Source organism: Yoonia sp. D2-7, assembly GCF_055809435.1.
The window spans coordinates 858,955-876,990 of the sequence record NZ_CM147912.1; the positions used below are offsets into that span (position 1 = coordinate 858,955).

Genomic DNA, 18,036 nt, shown 5'->3' on the forward strand with positions numbered 1-18,036 from the left:
CCAATGTCAAAAATCGCCTTGGTCGATGATGATCGCAACATCCTGACCTCCGTTTCCATGACGCTTGAAGCTGAAGGCTTCGAGGTGGAAACATATAACGACGGCCAATCCGCGCTGGAAGCGTTTAACAAACGTATGCCAGATATGGCTGTTCTCGATATTAAAATGCCGCGGATGGACGGGATGGACCTGCTCCAGCGTCTGCGCCAGAAAACATCAATGCCGGTCATTTTCCTGACCTCCAAAGATGATGAAATTGATGAAGTCCTTGGTCTGCGCATGGGCGCGGACGATTATGTCAAAAAGCCATTTTCGCAGCGTTTGTTGGTTGAGCGTATTCGCGCTTTGCTGCGTCGGCAGGATGCAATCTCAGGCGAAGAGATTGAAGAGACAGAAGACACCAAGGTTATGGTGCGGGGCGAATTGTCGATGGACCCACTGCGTCACGCGGTGACGTGGAAAGGTCAGGACGTATCTCTGACTGTCACGGAATTTCTGTTGCTGCAGGCATTGGCACAACGTCCGGGTTTCGTGAAATCACGTGATCAGTTGATGGACGTGGCTTACGATGATCAGGTGTATGTGGACGACCGGACGATCGACAGCCACATCAAACGCCTGCGCAAGAAGATGCGCAATACAGACGACACATTCTCGGCGATTGAGACGCTGTATGGTATCGGATACCGTTACAACGAAGAGTAAAGTTGTAAGTTATGACTGTGACCACCCAAGAGATTGATGTCAGAGACCTCGAGTCCGTGCGCAAAGCCGCGCGGGCCCCTGATCTTGTGATTGGTGATGATTGGGTGGCGCCTCAAGCGCTCGGCGAAAACGAACAGGGCGAACGGCGTCGGTCGCGCGGCCTGCTGTCGTTGCTGCGCAGTTCGCCGATTGCCCGAAAAATCATTACGATCAATCTGATCGCTGTCATGCTTTTGATCGCGGGCGTTCTGTATCTCAGTTCGTCACGCGACAGTCTTGTATTCCAACGCGTAAACAGCCTCGTCAAAGAGGCAGAGCTGGTCGCTGATGTTCTAGAAGCGAATTTACCCGAAACCGAAGCGGTCGATCTTGCGACGTCCGCAGGTATCGACGTGATTGCTGGTCTGGCCAAAATCACGTTGCGTGATCGTATTCAGGTGATGATCTTTGATCCCAATGCGAAATTTATTGGTGCGGCAGAAGGCACCGGCAAAATTTCAGACGTTTCAGGTCTAGATGAAATCGCTGGGAACACGCTGATTTTGGACATTTTATCCGGTGTATGGGATCGCATGTCCGGCGTTTTCGGCGGGTCTGAACCGCAAACCAGCAGCAATATTGAACTGGTCCAATTCACCAGCGCCCAAGTTGCAAGTGCGATGGAAACGGGAACCCAGTTTCACGCCTTTGGTGACGAAGGGAACACAACGTTCATCGTGACAACGCCGCTGAAACAGAACGGCCAAACCATCGGTGTCGCGGCACTGGCATCTGCAGCAGGCGAAATTGATCAGTTGGTTGCGCAGGAACGTGAACAGGTCCTGCGTTTGTTTATCGTAGGTATCGTCATTTCGATCGGTTTGAGCCTTGTTTTGGCGTCGACGATCGCGAACCCGCTCGCGGATCTGGCGGCAGCCGCCGAACTTGGACGCGATAAAAACGCGCGCAAAATGTCACCGACGAAAATTCGTATTCCTGATTTGACAGCGCGTCCCGATGAGATCGGCCGTCTGTCCGGTGCGTTGCGTGGCATGGTGCAGGCGCTGTACGAACGTATTGAAGGGAATGAACAATTCGCCGCTGACGTCGCGCATGAAATCAAAAACCCGCTCGCATCTTTACGGTCCGCAGTTGGGACCATGCGAGTCGCGAAACGCGATGATCAGCGCGAAAAGCTGTTGGAAGTGATCGAACATGACGTGCGGCGTCTGGATCGCCTTGTCAGTGACATTTCGAACGCGTCACGTCTTGATAGTGAATTGGTCAAGGAAGAAGAAGAAACCTTTGACCTGCTGAAAATGCTGAGCAATTTGAACGAATTCTTGGGCAAAGAAGCAGAAGACAAAGGGATCGATTACATCGACGATCTGCCTGATCAAGCCATCATGGTGCAGGGGCTGGAAGGCCGTCTCGCTCAGGTGTTTGTCAACCTGATCACCAACGCGATTTCGTTCTGTGAAGACGGCGATGCGATCCGTGTGTGGGCCAGACGCCGTGAAAATCGAATTCTGGTGGTTGTCGAAGATACCGGTCCGGGTATCCCGAATGAAGCGATCCATAAGGTGTTCCAGAGGTTCTATTCGGAACGTCCTGAAGGTCAGTTCGGGAACAACTCTGGTCTTGGGCTCGCGATTTCCAAACAAATCGTCGAAGCGCATGGTGGCGTGATCTGGGCTGAAAATATCCGCCCGACAGAGGCTGATCTGACGTCGGAACCGCTTGGTGCGCGCTTTGTTGTAGGTCTGCCGGTTTAGGGTAAAGTTGGCGTATGACCCTTACGCTTCATGCCACTGCTGTTGCCTTTGACGAAAAGGCGCTTGTGATCACCGGTCCATCGGGGTCCGGCAAATCCAGCCTTGCTTTGCAACTGATGGCATATGGTGCGGCGCTTATTGCGGATGACCGCGTGACGTTGATCACCGACCAACAGAATTTGGTTGCCACATGTCCTGCGACCATCGCTGGATTGATCGAAGCCCGACAAATTGGTGTTCTCAACGCTGAACCGGCCCCCCCGTCACCTGTTGTTCTTGCCGTCGATCTAGGGCAAACCGAAACAGAGCGGGTCCCGGAACACCGAACCGTGACATGGCTTGATCACAAAATCCCCTTGCTTTGGGGCGCAAAAAACCCACATTTTCCTGCATCACTGCTGCAAATGCTGAAAGCAGGCCGGAGCCTTCGATGACCACCACCGATGCACCTACCGCCCAATCACCTATTCCGGTCGTAATCGTCACCGGCCCGTCCGGTGCTGGCCGATCCACGGCCGTGCGGGCGTTAGAGGACCTCGGTTTCGAGGTGATTGATAACCTGCCGCTATCGCTGTTGCCTCGACTACTGGACGGTCCACAAGGTGGACGCCCGCTGGCACTAGGCGTTGACGTGCGAAACCGTGATTTCGGACCGAGGGTCCTGAAAGACATCATCGAAGACCTGCGCAGTCGTGATGACGTGAACGGGCAGGTTTTGTACCTTGATGCGTCGCAGGACGTTTTGGTGCGCCGGTATTCTGAAACCCGCCGCAGGCACCCATTGTCACCCGACGGGACGCCGCTGAACGGGATCGAAGAAGAAATCGAAAAACTGAAAGGGATCCGTGATCTGGCGGATATCCTGATCGAAACAACGGATCTGTCCCCGCACGATTTGAAGGCGGACATCGAACGGCAGTTTGCGGTGAACGGCGGGCCTTTCCTTGGTGTGACCTTGCATTCGTTTTCGTACAAACGGGGACTGCCACGCGGGTTGGATATCGTGATGGACTGCCGGTTCTTACGCAATCCGCACTGGGATCCAGCACTGCGGGCGAAAGATGGGCGCGATGCGGATGTGGACGCCTATGTCGCCGAAGACAAAAGATTCGATGACTTCTTTGCAAAGATGCAAGATTTGGTTGCTATGCTGCTCCCAGCCTACAAGGAAGAAGGTAAATCGCACCTTTCCATCGGCTTTGGGTGTACCGGCGGGCAACACCGTTCGGTCGCCGTTACGGAAAAGCTAGCCGCGGCACTTGAAATGGGTGGCTGGCCTGTATCTATACGTCACAGGGAATTGGAGCGGCGCGAAGGTGCGGCGCAAACTTTAACGTCAAGGCAGATTGCGTGATCGGAATTGTCATCGTAGCACATGGACGTCTGGCCGAAGAATATCGGTCTGCGATGGAACATGTCGTTGGCCATCAGGACGGTGTTCGCACGATTGCAATTGGCGCCGAAGATGACCGCAGCACGAAACAAACAGAGATTTGCGACGCTGCCGATGCTGTCGATTCCGGCAGCGGCGTTGTCGTTGTGGTGGATATGTTCGGCGGATCGCCGTCCAACCTGTCGATCAAAGCCTGCAATCCAGAGAATCGGCGCATCATGTATGGTGCAAATCTGCCGATGTTGATCAAATTGGCCAAGTCGCGCCATCGCCCAGTAGCCGATGCTGTTGACGCGTCCCTGACTGCCGCGCACAAGTATATCAATAGTATGAGCGTTGGGGCTTCCTAAATATGCCAACCCAGTCAATGGAAATTCTGAATATCAAAGGCTTACATGCGCGTGCATCTGCCAAGTTTGCCGAAGTGTGCGAAGCGCACGACGCCCAAGCGACCGTTAGAAAAGACGGCATGGACACTGGCGGCGATAGCATAATGGGCCTTTTAATGTTGGCAGCATCCATCGGAACCTTTATTGAGGTCGAGACCAGCGGATCGGATGCAGATGCCTTGATGGCAGCACTGCAGGATCTTGTTGCAGATAAGTTTGGCGAAGGCGATTAGTCTAGCCGAGGGTGATTGAAGGAACCCGCTTTGACCGAAACCACCCAAAAATTGGCGCAAGGCTCCGGCACGTCTTCTATCGTGAAGCCGCACTATGACCGGAGCGCGCTTAGCTATGCTGGGTCTTTTGACAGTCCGTGGCAGCGTGGTGTTATCCGGTCTATCGAAATGATGACGGGTAAGATCAAGATCGGTCGCCTCGTCCGCAAGTTTGAACAGCAGGGCGCCCCGCGCGGTCAGGAAGTGTTCACACGCGTTCTGGAAACGATGGGTATTGATCTGCAAACGCCTGCGGAAGAACTGGCCAATATTCCAAAGACCGGTCCTGTGATCCTTGTCGCGAACCATCCCCATGGTTTGGTCGATGGCATCGTATTTGCTGAACTGGTTGGCCGTGTCCGTCCGGATTACCGTATTTTGACGCGGTCGTTGCTGACAGGTCTGGACGAAGAAGCCACGAATTACCTCATTCCCGTACCATTTCCCCACCAACCTGACGCGCAGGAACAGATGGTCGAGATGCGCAAGAAGGCGATGAAATACCTGTCTGAAGACGGACTGATCGCTTTGTTTCCATCAGGCGTCGTCGCATCGTCTGACACGATGTTCGGTCCCGCAATCGAAGCTCCATGGAACGCCTTTACTGCAAAAATGATCCGCAAATCCGGCGCGACGGTTGTGCCTATGCACTTCTTGGGCAGCAATTCGCGAGCATATCAGATCGCAAACCAGGTGTCGGCGACATTGCGTCAGGGTCTGTTGATCCACGAAATTGCCCGCGCGGTGAACAAGCCGATGGCGCCAGTCGTGGGCAAGCCGTTCTCACGCGAAGAAATCGATGCGCGTATCGGCGATACGCGCAGCTTTATGGCGTGGTTGCGTCAAGAGACTTTGTCTCTAAGCCGTTGATTTAATTAACGCGTCGGAACTGGGGTTTCGCCGTTATAGTCATAAAAGCCGCGTTTTGTTTTGCGACCTAACCAGCCTGCTTCAACGTATTTCGTCAAAAGCGGGCAGGGGCGGTATTTGGTATCCGCAAGCCCATCGTGCAGGACGTTCATGATGGCAAGGCACGTATCCAAACCAATAAAATCAGCCAATTCCAGTGGCCCCATCGGGTGGTTTGCGCCCAATTTCAGGGACGTGTCGATGGATTTCACTGACCCGACACCTTCGTAAAGCGTGTAAATCGCTTCGTTGATCATCGGCATCAGAATGCGGTTCACGATGAAGGCGGGGAAATCTTCGGACGCCGTGGATGTTTTGCCAAGGCGTGCGACGACACCTTCGCAGGCTTTAAATGTCGCCTCATCAGTGGCGATTCCGCGGATCAATTCGACCAACTGCATCACTGGAACAGGGTTCATAAAGTGGAAACCCATGAACTTTTCGGGCCGATCTGTGCGGGCTGCAAGGCGGGTAATCGAAATAGATGACGTATTCGACGTCAGAATCGTATCCGGTTTCAGATGCGGGACGAGGTCTTCGAAAATCGCGGATTTGATCGTTTCGCGTTCTGTCGCGGCCTCGATAATCAGATCGGTTTGGCCCAGATCGGTCAGCGTTGTTGTCGTATCAATCAAACGCAGTGCTTCGGCCTTTGCATCGGCGGTGATCGCGTCGCGGCTGACCTGACGATCCATATTCTTATCAATACGTTGCACGGCAGCGGTCAACGCATCAGCGTTGATATCGTTCATGATAACTTCGTAGCCGGCAAGGGCAAAAACATGGGCAATCCCATTGCCCATTTGGCCTGCACCAATAATTCCAACGCGTTGAATCGTCATAGGATCGCCTCTCGCATGATTGTGGCCACCTTATGCTGCACTTGCACGCGGCTTCAAGCGGGGGCGGTACGTAAAAGGAATATCAATTTCTATCTTTAGCAATTTCCCAATGTTTTTCGGCGAATCTGTTCTTCTATCGAAGCTATGAAGTGTGGGAACCATGAAACATGACATCATCGAAGGCGGGGGCCTATCCTATGCGCCATGTCGCTATGGGATGTCGCGGATATTTTTCCGGGGCCCAAAACGTGATTTAGATTCGCCCTATTTGGCGTTTTTGGGCGGCACCGAAACCTTTGGGAAATTCATCGACCGACCGTTTCCGGCGTTGGTTGAAAAAGAACTGCGACGTACCTGTGTGAACTTTGGCTGCGTGAACGGCGGCGTGGATGCCTTTGTGAACGATCCAACGATTATGGCGGCCTGCCACGATGCCGACGTGACCGTCGTGCAAGTGATGGGGGCCAATTACCTGTCGAACCGGTTCTATTCCGTGCATCCACGGCGCAATGACCGCTTTTTGCGCGCCTCAACGGTGCTGCAAGCGATCTACAACGAGGTCGATTTTTCCGAATTCACCTTTACGCGCCACATGCTGGGCGCATTGTATGATCGGTCACCAGATCGGTTTGATATCGTGGTGTCGGAATTAAGAGCGGCTTGGTCTGCGCGTATGCGGAATATGTTGGGGCAGATCGGTAAGCGGACGATCCTTCTGTGGTTTTCGCGCGAAGAACTGACAGATCAGCCGTGGCAAGAACGTGATAAACCGCTGTCCGCTGATCCGCTGTTTATCACGAAGAGCATGGTCGATGGGCTAAGCGATCTTGTAATGAATACAGTTATCGCACGGCCGTCTGACATTGCATTGTCGCAAGGCACCACGGGTATGTATTTCCCAACGATGCAGGCAAAAGCTGCGGCCGATATGCTGAGCGTAAATTCACATATCGAAGCAAGCGCAAAATTGATCCCGAAAATCAAAGAAGGGCTCACTGTCTCAGGTAAGATTTGAAACGAAAAAGGCCCGCTGAAAACAGCGGGCCTTTCCAAATTCTTGCGATAGGGCTTAGCCCAGTTTCGCAGTCAATTCAGGAACAGCGTCGAACAAGTCGGCAACCAGACCGTAGTCTGCAACTTGGAAGATCGGTGCTTCTTCGTCTTTGTTGATCGCGACGATGATCTTGGAATCTTTCATACCAGCAAGGTGCTGGATGGCCCCTGAGATACCGACAGCAACGTACAGATCAGGTGCAACCACCTTACCTGTTTGACCAACCTGCCAGTCGTTCGGCGCGTAGCCGCTATCAACAGCAGCACGAGACGCACCCACAGCCGCGTTCAGCGTGTCAGCAAGTGTTTCGATCAGTTTGAAGTCTTCTTCAGACCCAACACCACGACCACCAGACACAACAACACCCGCAGATGTCAGTTCTGGACGATCAGATGCTGCAACTTTGTCTTCAACCCACTCGGACAGGCCGGAATTGCCAGCCGCGTCGATTTTTTCGACTGAGGCTGATCCACCATCGGCCGCCGCATCAAAACCAGCAGTCCGGATCGTCATGACCTTTTTCGCATCCGCAGACTTTACAGTCTGGATCGCGTTACCGGCGTAGATTGGACGTTCAAACGTGTCAGCATCAACAACGGCTGTCACTTCGGAAATCACCATCGCATCCAAAAGCGCTGCAACGCGCGGCAGGATGTTTTTGGACGCCGCGGTGGACGGGGCTGCGATGTGGTCATAGTCGCCAGCCAGCGACACGATCAGATCAGCAACAGGTTCCGCCAGATCGTGGCCATATGCGTCGTCCGAACAGCACAGAACCTTGGATACGCCAGCCAGTTTTGCAGCTTCGTCAGCAGCACCTTCGCAGCCGGAAGACGCGCAAAGAACTGTGACGTCGCCAAGCGACGTCACAGCGGACAATGCTTTTGCAGTCGCGTCGGCGTTCAATGTGCCGCCATTAACTTCAGCAATCAGAAGTACAGCCATCTTACACAGCCCCCGCTTCTTTAAGTTTCTCGACGAGTTCGTCCACAGACCCAACCATGATACCTGCTTTACGCGCTTCTGGTTCGGTTGTGCCGACAACAGTCAGACGTGGTGCCACGTCGACGCCATAGTCCGCAGGTGTCTTTTCATCCAAAGGCTTTTTCTTGGCCTTCATGATGTTTGGCAGGGACGCGTAACGTGGTTCGTTCAGGCGCAGGTCAACTGTGACGATTGTTGGCATCTTCACTTTGATCGTTTGCAGACCGCCGTCAACTTCGCGTGTCACAGTTGCTGTGTCGCCGTCGACGTCAACTTCAGACGCGAATGTCGCCTGTGACCAACCCAGCAGAGCAGACAGCATCTGACCCGTCGCGTTCATGTCGTTGTCGATCGCTTGTTTACCAGCCAGAACCAGACCTGGTTCTTCTTCTTTCACGACTGCAGCAAGCAGTTTGGCAACGGCCAATGGTTCGATATCCGTGTGAACATCGTCAGCCGCGTTGATCAAAATCGCACGGTCAGCACCCATTGCGAGTGCTGTGCGAAGCGTCTCTTGGGACTGCTTCACACCGATAGAAACGGCCACGACTTCAGTCGCTTTGCCAGCTTCACGCAGGCGGATCGCTTCTTCGACGGCAATTTCGTCGAACGGGTTCATGGACATTTTGACGTTGGCGAGATCGACACCTGAACCGTCCGCTTTGACGCGAACCTTCACATTGTAATCAATCACGCGTTTGACGGGTACGAGGACCTTCATCAGCGGTTATCTCCCATTAGAATCAAGCGCAATAAAATTGCTCTATGGGGTGTTACCGCGAAGCGAAACGCGAAAACAGTGCAAAATCGACGCGGCAAAGCTTCGTGACGCCATGTCTTAAAATGCGCTTCAGCATTTCTGACGGTTCAGCGTTTCGTCCCTCCTGTTGCTAAAGATCCGTGTTCACCGCCCTCAGCGGTTCGCGCCGGGAACCCACAACACGTCGTCCGCGCCGTTGTTATTCGCGATCCGGCCTGCTTGGAAAAACCAGTCAGACAAACGGTTTAGGTACTTTACGGCGGCTGGGTTCACCGATTCCATGGTCGCCAATTCAACAGTCAAACGTTCGGCGCGGCGCGATACGGTCCGGCACAGGTGCAGATGTGCCGCAAGCGCCGATCCACCCGGCAAGATAAAGCTTTTCAGAGGTTGCACAGATTTTGTCATGACGTCGATTTCGGCCTCAAGCCGTTCGACCTGCGCACTTGTGATGCGTAGCGGCGCGTATTCCGCGTCGGCATCCTTTTCCATATCCGGTCGGCAAAGATCGGCCCCAAGATCGAACAGGTCGTTCTGGATCATCGCCAGTTGACCGTCGATGTCACCAGTAGCGTGCAGGCGGGCCAAGCCGACTGTCGCATTGGTTTCGTCAACCGTGCCGTAGGACGTCACGCGCATCGAATGTTTCGCGACACGACTGCCGTTACCCAGTGCTGTTTCGCCAGCGTCACCAGTTTTCGTGTAGATTTTGTTAAGTGTGACCATGGTTTAGCCCCCCTGTCTGCGCAGATAAACGTAAAGTAGGATCAGAAGGATCGCGACGAATTGTGCCCCGATGCGCCAACGCATGATCTTGTTCGCGTATTTACGATTAAAATCGCCACCCTTGCCGAAGCTGCCAACGCCCACCAACAAAATGGCAAGTACGATCAGCACGGCGATGACGACGATGATAAAGAGCGGGTCGTTCAGCATGGTCGGTCCTTTTTGTATTCACTCAGGACTTAGCAGGGCGGGGCCAGAAGGAAAGGGGCCCGATTGCCGCGTCATCCCTTTTGGATCACCCAATCAAGTGCGCGTGTTGGCAGAATCCGCCGCAACGCCCCCATCAGATAGGTCGGGAATGTCACGTAGTAGCGCGGCTTGGGCCGTTTGCTTTCCAGCGCATGGATCAGCTTTTTGGTCGTGGCGGACGGCGGCAATTCGAATTTGTCGGGTCCACTGTCTTTATACAGGCGTTCGAGTAGTTCGACGTATTGCTCCGCACGGGCAGAATTTTCGTGGTCGATCCATTGTTCAAAATGGGGAATCGCGTTTTCGCGGATTTTCGATGTGATGGGGCCGGGTTCGATCAAGATTACTTTGATCGGGGTATCGGACATTTCGATCCGCAAGACGTCGGTCAGCCCTTCCAGCGCAAATTTTGTCGACACGTAGGCGCCGCGCCACTTCATCCCGACAAGCCCTAGTACAGAGGAACAATTCACAATCCGACCGTGTCCTTGGTTTCGCATGACCGGAATGACCGCTTGGGTTAGGTCGTGAACGCCAAATACATTGGTTTCATAGATTTCACGCAATGCGCCGCGCGGCAGGTCTTCAACGGCCCCCGGACAGGCAAAAGCCCCGTTGTTATATAGCGCATCAAGCGTTCCGCCCGTCGCCTCAAGCACTTCGGCAAGACCGTTATAGATCGAATTTGCGTCAGCGTAATCAATCAACGGGGCTTCGAACCCTTCGCTGATCAGTCGGTCGCAGTCATGTTGTTGGCGGCAAGACGCGAAAACGCGCCAACCGCGGGCGCGTAATCCATGTGCTGCGTCATAGCCAAGACCGCTAGAGCAGCCTGTGATCAGAATGGTTTTTTGTGTCATGACACTTTGTGCTGTCATGTGAGGCAGGGCGCAAGGCCCGACCCATTAGCCGTCGGTCAAAAGCCGCTCGGCCATCCAGCCGATTTGGCCTGTGTTCACAACTTCGATGCGCGCCCAACCGTCGGCGTTCACTTCAAGCACTTCGGTTTGTGTACCGCCATCAAGTGTGTCGAGCACGTTAAAGTTCGTGCCAGGACCCTGACGCATGTTCACACGTGATCCAGCGACAGCGCGAATATCAATAGGGTCCGCTTCAACGGCAGGTGCTGTTTCCTCAACTACGGCTTCGGTGACCGTCTCTGATACAGCGGGTGTCACCGCGACTGCGGGTTCTGCCACAAGTGTTGTGGTTTCCAGTGAAACGGTCGTTACAGCCGGGTTCAATGCGATCAGGGACGCTGCATTGTTACGTGAAACGGCAACATCGGTTGTTTGTCCCACACGAGTGTCTGACGCGATTGGGGCTTTTGCGACGACAACGCGTTCTTGCGGTACAAAGTCTGAACCGCCCGACATTTCATAGAATGCGAGGCCAAGTGCCAGAAAAGAAACAATGATAAACTTGCCCATAGGGTCCCCCGAAGAATCGTTACGCGTCCATACCCCCTCAACATACACAAGTCGGTGTCGTTTTCGCAGGGGGAAAACTTTCGATTGAGAGACCTAACCGTGCTTTACGCCAAAAGTTCCGCCCGCTAAACCAACGGGCATGAGTAATGATACATCCGACAACGATATTGATCCGCAAATGCCCGAAGTCGCAGAACCGCTGCGCCGTGCGCTGGGTGATCGCTATCTAACATACGCCCTTTCGACGATCATGAATCGGGCCTTGCCCGATGCGCGTGATGGTTTGAAACCTGTGCACCGTCGGATTCTTTACGCGATGCGTGAACTGAAGCTGAACTCCACAGGTGGGTTCCGGAAGTCCGCGAAGATCTCTGGCGACGTGATGGGGAACTACCACCCGCATGGTGACGCGGCGATCTACGATGCGATGGCGCGTCTCGCGCAGGACTTTAACGTCCGCTACCCGCTGGTCGATGGTCAGGGTAACTTCGGCAACATCGACGGTGATAACCCTGCGGCTGCACGGTACACAGAGGCGCGGATGACCGCTGCCGCTGAGGCTTTGATGGAAGGTCTGACCGAGAACGCCGTTGATTACCGTCCGAACTATGACGGCACGCTGGAAGAACCGGTCGTGTTTCCGGCTGCTTTCCCAAACTTGTTGGCCAACGGGTCGTCAGGGATCGCTGTGGGGATGGCGACAAACATCCCACCGCATAACCTGCACGAACTGATCGACGCCTGTTTGCATCTGATCAAGACGCCAGATGCCCGCGATGAAACCTTACTAAACTACATTCCCGGACCGGACTTCCCGACTGGTGGTGTAATCGTCGAGCCAAAAGAAAACATCGCCGAAGCGTATCGGACAGGTCGCGGATCTTTCCGCCTGCGGTCGAAATGGGAAATCGAAGACTTGGGTCGCGGTCAGTGGCAGATTGTTGTGACCGAAATTCCGTATCAGGTGCAGAAATCTAAGCTGATCGAAAAACTGGCCGAGATTATCCAGATCAAAAAGGTGCCATTGCTCGCGGACGTCCGCGACGAATCTGCTGACGACATTCGCGTGGTGCTGGAACCGCGGGCAAAGACCGTTGATCCAGAGGTTCTGATGGGGATGCTGTTCCGCAATTCCGATCTGGAAACGCGGTTTAGCCTGAACATGAACGTGTTGATCGACGGTCTGGTGCCGAAGGTCTGTTCGATTAAAGAAGTGCTGCGCGCCTTCCTTGATCACCGCAAAGAGGTGCTGATCCGCCGTACGCAACACCGCGTCGAAAAGATCGATCACCGATTGGAAGTCTTGGACGGCTTCATTATCGCGTTCCTGCATCTGGACCGCGTCATCGACATTATCCGCTACGACGACAGCCCAAAGCCTGCTTTGATCACCGAAGACTGGGCGCTGGACCATGTCCGTGCCACGTCTGACAAAGACTATGTGTCGCCGATTGGGGTGATCACGGACCCCGAAATCGCGCTGACCGAAGTACAGGCCGAAGCGATCCTCAACATGCGCCTGCGGTCCTTGCGCCGCTTGGAAGAACTGGAACTGATCGCTGAACGCGACGCTCTGCGTGCAGAACGCGCTGGGCTGATCGAATTGCTTGGGTCTGTTGATCTACAATGGAGCACAATCGCGGACCAACTGCGCGAAACACGAAAACAATTCGGGCGCACTAGCCCGGGTGGCGCACGCCGTACGCAATTCGCCGAAGCTGCCGAAATTGTCGAAGTCCCCCTTGAAGCGATGATCGAGAAAGAACCGATCACTGTTGTCTGTTCCAAAATGGGATGGGTGCGGGCGATGACAGGTCATATCGACCTGACACGTGAGCTGAAATTCAAAGACGGTGACGAGGCGCGGTTCATCTTCCACGCGGAAACCACAGACCGTCTGCTGGTCTTTGGCGCGAACGGGCGATTCTACACCGTGTCTGCCGCGAACCTACCCGGTGGTCGTGGCATGGGCGAACCGCTGCGCCTGATGATCGACCTCCCCAACGACGTCGAAATCATCGACATCCTGATCCATAAGCCAGGGATGCGGCTTTTTGTGGCGTCGACCGAAGGCAACGGTTTCGTCGTGCCCGAAGACGACGTTCTGGCGCAAACACGAACCGGGAAACAGGTGCTCAACGTGGCCTCTGCGAAGGCGTTGATTTGTAAGCGCGTGAACGGTGATACGGTTGCTGTCGTTGGTGAGAACCGCAAGGTGCTTGTGTTCTCTCTTGATGAGTTGCCTGAAATGGGTCGCGGTAAGGGTGTTCGTTTGCAGAAATACAAGGATGGCGGTCTATCCGATGCGACGACATTCCAACGTGCGGATGGTCTGACATGGCTTGATCCTGCGGGTCGTACGCGGACGGAAACCGAACTTGATGAATGGACAGGCAAACGCGCAAGCGCTGGCCGCATGGCCCCGCGTGGTTTCCCGCGCGACAACAAATTCACCTAAGTTCGCCGGTGTCATAAAACTGAAATGCTAACGTCACAAATCTGAAAATTACCGCTCCTAGGGTCGCCCCAAATTTAGCCACCACTTGGGGAGCCACGGTGATGAAAGATAATACAACATACGACCTGTCATGGGACGAATGGGACGAACTGCAACGGCCCGCTGCTGCAACAACTGAATTCGATGCCGTCGTTGAAAAAGCAATTTCACGCCGCGGTTTCCTAAGCGGTATCGTAGCGTTCGGGTCCGGTGCGGCAGTGATGGGCGCGGGCACAATGCTGTCCACCACATCCGTTGAAGCACAGGCGGCCAGCCGTTTTGGTTTCACGCCGATCCCGATCCAAACGGACAACACAGTGCATGTGCCGGATGGCTATTCATGGGCGCCTGTTGCGAAATGGGGCGAACCGCTTTTCTCTGATGCAGAAGAGCTAAGCCAAGATTTTGGCGTTGGTGTTGCCAGTTCTGATCGTGTGTTTGGCGAAAACACAGACGGCATGGAAGCCTTTGTAGTTGATGGCCGTCAGGTTCTGGTCGTGAACCATGAGTATGTGAACACAAAGATCAACTTGCCGCAAAACGCTGACGGTGCGGTTTTGAGCGCCGATGACGTGCTGACACTGCAAAACATGCAGGGTGTCACAGTTATGGAAGTTGCCGAAGGCGACGACGGTTGGGGCATTGTCGTAGACAGCGATTTGAACCGCCGCATCACGCAAAACACGCCGATGACCATCGCGGGTCCGGCTGCTGGCCATGACCTGATGAAGACAGAGGCGGATCCATTGGGTCGCGTCGTTTTGGGCACGATGAACAACTGCGGTGCAGGTAAAACGCCTTGGGGCACTTATCTGACCTGTGAAGAGAACTTCAACGGTTACTTCGGTTCCACCGACGAAGGTTTTGAAGCACCAGAAGACTACGCGCGATATGGAATCGGTGCTGAGGGTCGTTATTCATATGAGAAATACGATGCGCGTTTCGATACGTCTAAGAACCCGAACGAACCGCACCGCTTTGGTTATATCGTTGAAATCGATCCATCGGACCCAACATCCACACCGATCAAACACACTGCCCTTGGCCGTTTCAAACACGAAAATGCGGCTGCTGTAATTGCACCAGATGGCCGTGTTGTTGTCTATATGGGCGACGATGAGCGCGGCGAATTTATGTACAAATACGTGTCCAATGGCGTTTATACACCGGGTGGTCCGACGTCAGAATTGCTCGATGACGGTGTGCTTTATGCCGCCAAATTCGACACCAACATGACCGGTGAGTGGATTGCGTTGACACCAGAAGCGACTGGTATGGACGCTGCTGAAATCGCGATCTTCACCCGGAAAGCGGCCTCTGCAGTGGGTGCGACCACGATGGACCGCCCTGAATGGGTCGCCGTGAACCCTGTGGCTGTCGAAGGCTACTGCGCGCTGACCAACAACTCGCGCCGTGGTCCTGAGTTCACAAACGCAGGCGGCGATCCTGCCTTTGCGGTCGAAAACTCACCAAACCCGCGTGATGCAAACCGTTACGGTCAGATCGTGCGCTGGCGCCCTGAAAACGACGATCACGCCGCCATTGATTTCACATGGGATCTCTATGTGATGGCGGGCAACCCGACTGTGCATGACGACCTGAACGCCGGGTCTGACAACATCAACGAAGGCAACCTGTTTAACTCGCCTGACGGGATGATGTTCGACAGCACAGGTCTGCTGTGGATCCAGACTGATGGTGACGACAGCAACGAAGAAGGTTTTGCCGGAATGGGTAACAACCAAATGCTGGCAGGTGATCCTGTGACGGGTCAGATCGAACGCTTCATGACCGGTCCAAACGGGTCCGAAGTCACGGGCCTGACATGGTCTGCCGACAAACGCACGATGTTCGTGGGCATCCAACACCCTGACGCGCCTTTCCCGGACGGTGAAGGTATGCTGGCACGTTCTTCTATCATCGCGATCAAACGCGACGATAACGCTCTTGTTGGTTAATGAGTGATTGGGCGGGTCCGTAACGGCCCGCCCACTTCTTATCTGTGTTGGTCGATCAGGATGGCGTTGTCGTCTGGGTCCATCACCATGATATGCGCAGGACCACTGGTGTCCGGATCGCATGTTGCTTCTAACTTGATCCCCGCATCTTGCAGGCGTTTTTGAATGGCGCGGACGTCCTCGAACGGATCGACGTTCTGGGCGTTGTTGTCCCAGCCGGGGTTAAACGTCAGCGTATTTGCAGGGATATGCCCCTGAAACAGCCCAAGTAAAGTCTCGCCATTTTTAAGAATTGCGTAGTTATGTTCGCTATTGTCGTGAAACGTCTCGAACCCGAGCGTTTTGTAAAACGCAATTGATGCGGCAAGGTCTTTGACGTTGAGGCTCGTTGAAAATGCACCAAGTGACATGGTGGTCCTCCTTTATGTGAATGTCCTGACCCTAACGGGTGTTGCGGGCTTTACAAAATGCCGTCGCGCTTGGCCTGCAAAAACGCGCGCTCGGCTGCCTGTTCGGTCAGCGCTATAGCAGCATCATATGCGGGCAGGGCGTCGGGATGCCCCGACCTGTGCAGCAGGTCCGCCCACGCCGTCAGAAACGGTTGGTACCGCTGCATGTCGGGATCTTCGGTAACCGACGACAGCATCTCTAGCGCCGCATCGATCGACGTCGCATATGAAACAGCCATAGCCTGATTGATCCGCACAACGGGGGACGGCTGGATACGGTACAGCAAAGCATAAAGCGCCGCGATCTGAGGCCAGTCAGTGTCATCCCACGCGGGCGATTGCGCGTGCAGCGCGGAAATAGCGGCTTGCAGTTGGTACGGCCCGACACGTCCCTTGGGCAGCGTTGCCTGCAAGATTGCATCGCCTTCGCTGATCTTGGCGCGATCCCAGCGGTTGCGGTTTTGCTTTTCCAGCGGGATCATTTCGCCCGCGTCGGATTTTCGCGCAATCCGCCGTGCATCGTGCAACAGCATCAGCGCCAACAAACCAGCGACCTCGGTATCATCCGGCATCAGGGTGCGGATGATCCGCGCCAGCCTGATCGCTTCGTCACTCAACCCCCATTTGCCCGCATTGGCGCCCGTGTATCCCGCGTTGAATATCAAATAGAGAACAGACATCACGGCAGCTGTCCGCGCGGGCAGCATATCAGCGGATGGAATTTCATAAGGAATTCCAGCAGCGGCAATCTTACGTTTCGCGCGGACAAGGCGCTGGGCCATCGCGTCGGATTGATCCAGAAAAGCACGTGCAATTTCGTCGGTCGTTAAGCCACCCAAGGTACGCAGGGTCAACGCCACTTGGGTCTTTTCCTCAAGCGCGGGGTGGCAGCAGGTAAAGATCATCTCAAGACGTTTGTCAGGGATCACGCTGTCGTCGCTTTCATCAGGTGTGTTTTCAAGGTCCGCCAGATACGACAGTTCGGGCACTTTGGCTTGAAAACGGGCGGTGCGGCGCAGGCGGTCAATGGCCCGCCTGCGGGCCGTTGTGATCAGCCACGCGGCGGGTGCGCGCGGCAACCCGTCTCGGGCCCAGACCTCTATCGCCTTGGTAACGGCATCTTGCAGGCAATCCTCTGCAAGCTGCATGTCACCCAGCGATTTGGTTAAAGCAGCGAGGATGCGACCCCATTCTTCACGCGCACAGCGGTCGATGGCTTGGCGCAACGAATGGGGTGGCAACATTTTGGGTTATTCCCAGACCATCACTGGGCGAATCTCGATCCGGCCATAGGTGGACGTCGGGATTTTCGCGGCCTGCGCGATGGCGTCGTCAAGATCATCGCATTCCAACAGGTAATACCCGCCAAGCTGCTCTTTCGTCTCGGCAAATGGCCCGTCGGTCGTGATTGTTTTCCCATCACGGACGGTCACTGTTGTAGCAGTGGCAATCGGCTGCAACGCGTCGGCATGAACCATCTTTTTGCTGTTAGCCATTTCGTTCGTGAAATCGGTGTAGCCCTGCATAAAAGGGCCAAATTCGTCAGAACCGGGTTGTGGGCCAGTGCCCTCGGCGGAATAGATCAAACACATATATTGCATGGGGTCATCCTTCATTCTCTACACAGGCTTCATTGCCTTTGTACCATCCAGACGCCCAAGAAAT

The 18,036-nt window shown here is 54.5% G+C and carries 20 protein-coding genes; 10 read left to right on the plus strand and 10 right to left on the minus strand.

Annotated features, from left to right (window positions below):
• Positions 1-3 precede the first annotated feature (3 nt).
• Genes AC0L7R_RS04105 through AC0L7R_RS04135 form a run of 7 tightly spaced genes read left to right on the plus strand, consistent with a single transcriptional unit; the run spans position 4 to position 5,383 of the window.
• Positions 4-705 (plus strand): response regulator transcription factor, encoded by a 702-nt coding sequence (locus tag AC0L7R_RS04105; RefSeq protein ID WP_247129327.1) that lies wholly within the window; start codon positions 4-6, stop codon positions 703-705.
• Between the two features lie 11 nt (positions 706-716).
• Positions 717-2,459 carry an ATP-binding protein gene (locus AC0L7R_RS04110; RefSeq protein WP_473659006.1) on the plus strand — a complete coding sequence of 581 codons (1,743 nt, stop codon included), beginning with the start codon at positions 717-719 and terminating at the stop codon, positions 2,457-2,459.
• A 14-nt stretch (positions 2,460-2,473) separates the two neighbouring features.
• Positions 2,474-2,893 (plus strand): HPr kinase/phosphorylase, encoded by a 420-nt coding sequence (locus AC0L7R_RS04115; protein WP_473659008.1) that lies wholly within the window; start codon positions 2,474-2,476, stop codon positions 2,891-2,893.
• Positions 2,890-3,813 (plus strand): RNase adapter RapZ, encoded by a 924-nt coding sequence (gene rapZ / locus AC0L7R_RS04120; protein ID WP_473659010.1) that lies wholly within the window; start codon positions 2,890-2,892, stop codon positions 3,811-3,813. Before AC0L7R_RS04115 ends, rapZ begins: the two co-directional genes overlap by 4 nt.
• Positions 3,810-4,202: a PTS sugar transporter subunit IIA gene (locus tag AC0L7R_RS04125; protein WP_348108660.1), complete on the plus strand. Its 393-nt coding sequence runs from the start codon at positions 3,810-3,812 to the stop codon at positions 4,200-4,202. The genes rapZ and AC0L7R_RS04125 overlap by 4 nt, the downstream gene beginning before the upstream one ends.
• Before the next feature lie 2 nt (positions 4,203-4,204).
• The gene (locus AC0L7R_RS04130; RefSeq protein ID WP_247129333.1) at positions 4,205-4,474 is read left to right on the plus strand and encodes an HPr family phosphocarrier protein; all 270 of its coding nucleotides are present in this window, start codon (positions 4,205-4,207) and stop codon (positions 4,472-4,474) included.
• A gap of 30 nt (positions 4,475-4,504) precedes the next feature.
• Positions 4,505-5,383, plus strand: coding sequence for a 1-acyl-sn-glycerol-3-phosphate acyltransferase (locus tag AC0L7R_RS04135; RefSeq protein ID WP_473659013.1), 879 nt, complete (start codon positions 4,505-4,507; stop codon positions 5,381-5,383).
• 5 nt (positions 5,384-5,388) lie between these two features.
• Here AC0L7R_RS04135 and AC0L7R_RS04140 read toward each other — a convergent pair whose 3' ends face one another.
• Positions 5,389-6,264 (minus strand): 3-hydroxybutyryl-CoA dehydrogenase, encoded by an 876-nt coding sequence (locus tag AC0L7R_RS04140; protein WP_348108662.1) that lies wholly within the window; start codon positions 6,262-6,264, stop codon positions 5,389-5,391.
• Between the two features lie 160 nt (positions 6,265-6,424).
• On the opposite strand from AC0L7R_RS04140, the gene AC0L7R_RS04145 reads away from it, so the two are divergent.
• Positions 6,425-7,279, plus strand: a complete 855-nt coding sequence (locus AC0L7R_RS04145) for a DUF6473 family protein (protein ID WP_473659015.1) — start codon at positions 6,425-6,427, stop codon at positions 7,277-7,279.
• A gap of 54 nt (positions 7,280-7,333) precedes the next feature.
• Here AC0L7R_RS04145 and AC0L7R_RS04150 read toward each other — a convergent pair whose 3' ends face one another.
• The 6 genes from AC0L7R_RS04150 to AC0L7R_RS04175 form a co-directional block, all read right to left on the minus strand.
• The gene (locus AC0L7R_RS04150) at positions 7,334-8,263 is read right to left on the minus strand and encodes an electron transfer flavoprotein subunit alpha/FixB family protein (protein ID WP_348108664.1); all 930 of its coding nucleotides are present in this window, start codon (positions 8,261-8,263) and stop codon (positions 7,334-7,336) included.
• A gap of 1 nt (position 8,264) precedes the next feature.
• Positions 8,265-9,023 carry an electron transfer flavoprotein subunit beta/FixA family protein gene (locus AC0L7R_RS04155; protein WP_473659017.1) on the minus strand — a complete coding sequence of 253 codons (759 nt, stop codon included), beginning with the start codon at positions 9,021-9,023 and terminating at the stop codon, positions 8,265-8,267.
• Between the two features lie 192 nt (positions 9,024-9,215).
• Positions 9,216-9,788, minus strand: a complete 573-nt coding sequence (locus AC0L7R_RS04160; RefSeq protein WP_473659019.1) for a cob(I)yrinic acid a,c-diamide adenosyltransferase — start codon at positions 9,786-9,788, stop codon at positions 9,216-9,218.
• A gap of 3 nt (positions 9,789-9,791) precedes the next feature.
• Complete coding sequence (locus AC0L7R_RS04165; protein ID WP_247129341.1) at positions 9,792-9,998, minus strand: twin transmembrane helix small protein; 207 nt, start codon at positions 9,996-9,998, stop codon at positions 9,792-9,794.
• Between the two features lie 71 nt (positions 9,999-10,069).
• Positions 10,070-10,897 (minus strand): SDR family NAD(P)-dependent oxidoreductase, encoded by an 828-nt coding sequence (locus tag AC0L7R_RS04170; RefSeq protein WP_473659021.1) that lies wholly within the window; start codon positions 10,895-10,897, stop codon positions 10,070-10,072.
• Positions 10,898-10,942: 45 nt separating this feature from the next.
• The gene (locus AC0L7R_RS04175; RefSeq protein ID WP_473659023.1) at positions 10,943-11,467 is read right to left on the minus strand and encodes an SH3 domain-containing protein; all 525 of its coding nucleotides are present in this window, start codon (positions 11,465-11,467) and stop codon (positions 10,943-10,945) included.
• Positions 11,468-11,606: 139 nt separating this feature from the next.
• On the opposite strand from AC0L7R_RS04175, the gene AC0L7R_RS04180 reads away from it, so the two are divergent.
• Positions 11,607-13,925 carry a DNA topoisomerase (ATP-hydrolyzing) gene (locus tag AC0L7R_RS04180; protein WP_473659025.1) on the plus strand — a complete coding sequence of 773 codons (2,319 nt, stop codon included), beginning with the start codon at positions 11,607-11,609 and terminating at the stop codon, positions 13,923-13,925.
• A 101-nt stretch (positions 13,926-14,026) separates the two neighbouring features.
• Positions 14,027-15,922, plus strand: coding sequence for an alkaline phosphatase PhoX (locus AC0L7R_RS04185; protein WP_473659027.1), 1,896 nt, complete (start codon positions 14,027-14,029; stop codon positions 15,920-15,922).
• A 38-nt stretch (positions 15,923-15,960) separates the two neighbouring features.
• Here AC0L7R_RS04185 and AC0L7R_RS04190 read toward each other — a convergent pair whose 3' ends face one another.
• Genes AC0L7R_RS04190 through AC0L7R_RS04200 form a run of 3 tightly spaced genes read right to left on the minus strand, consistent with a single transcriptional unit; the run spans position 15,961 to position 17,972 of the window.
• The gene (locus AC0L7R_RS04190; protein WP_247129346.1) at positions 15,961-16,332 is read right to left on the minus strand and encodes a VOC family protein; all 372 of its coding nucleotides are present in this window, start codon (positions 16,330-16,332) and stop codon (positions 15,961-15,963) included.
• A gap of 50 nt (positions 16,333-16,382) precedes the next feature.
• The gene (locus AC0L7R_RS04195) at positions 16,383-17,615 is read right to left on the minus strand and encodes a sigma-70 family RNA polymerase sigma factor (protein ID WP_473659029.1); all 1,233 of its coding nucleotides are present in this window, start codon (positions 17,613-17,615) and stop codon (positions 16,383-16,385) included.
• A 6-nt stretch (positions 17,616-17,621) separates the two neighbouring features.
• The gene (locus AC0L7R_RS04200; RefSeq protein ID WP_247129350.1) at positions 17,622-17,972 is read right to left on the minus strand and encodes a YciI family protein; all 351 of its coding nucleotides are present in this window, start codon (positions 17,970-17,972) and stop codon (positions 17,622-17,624) included.
• Positions 17,973-18,036 lie beyond the last annotated feature (64 nt).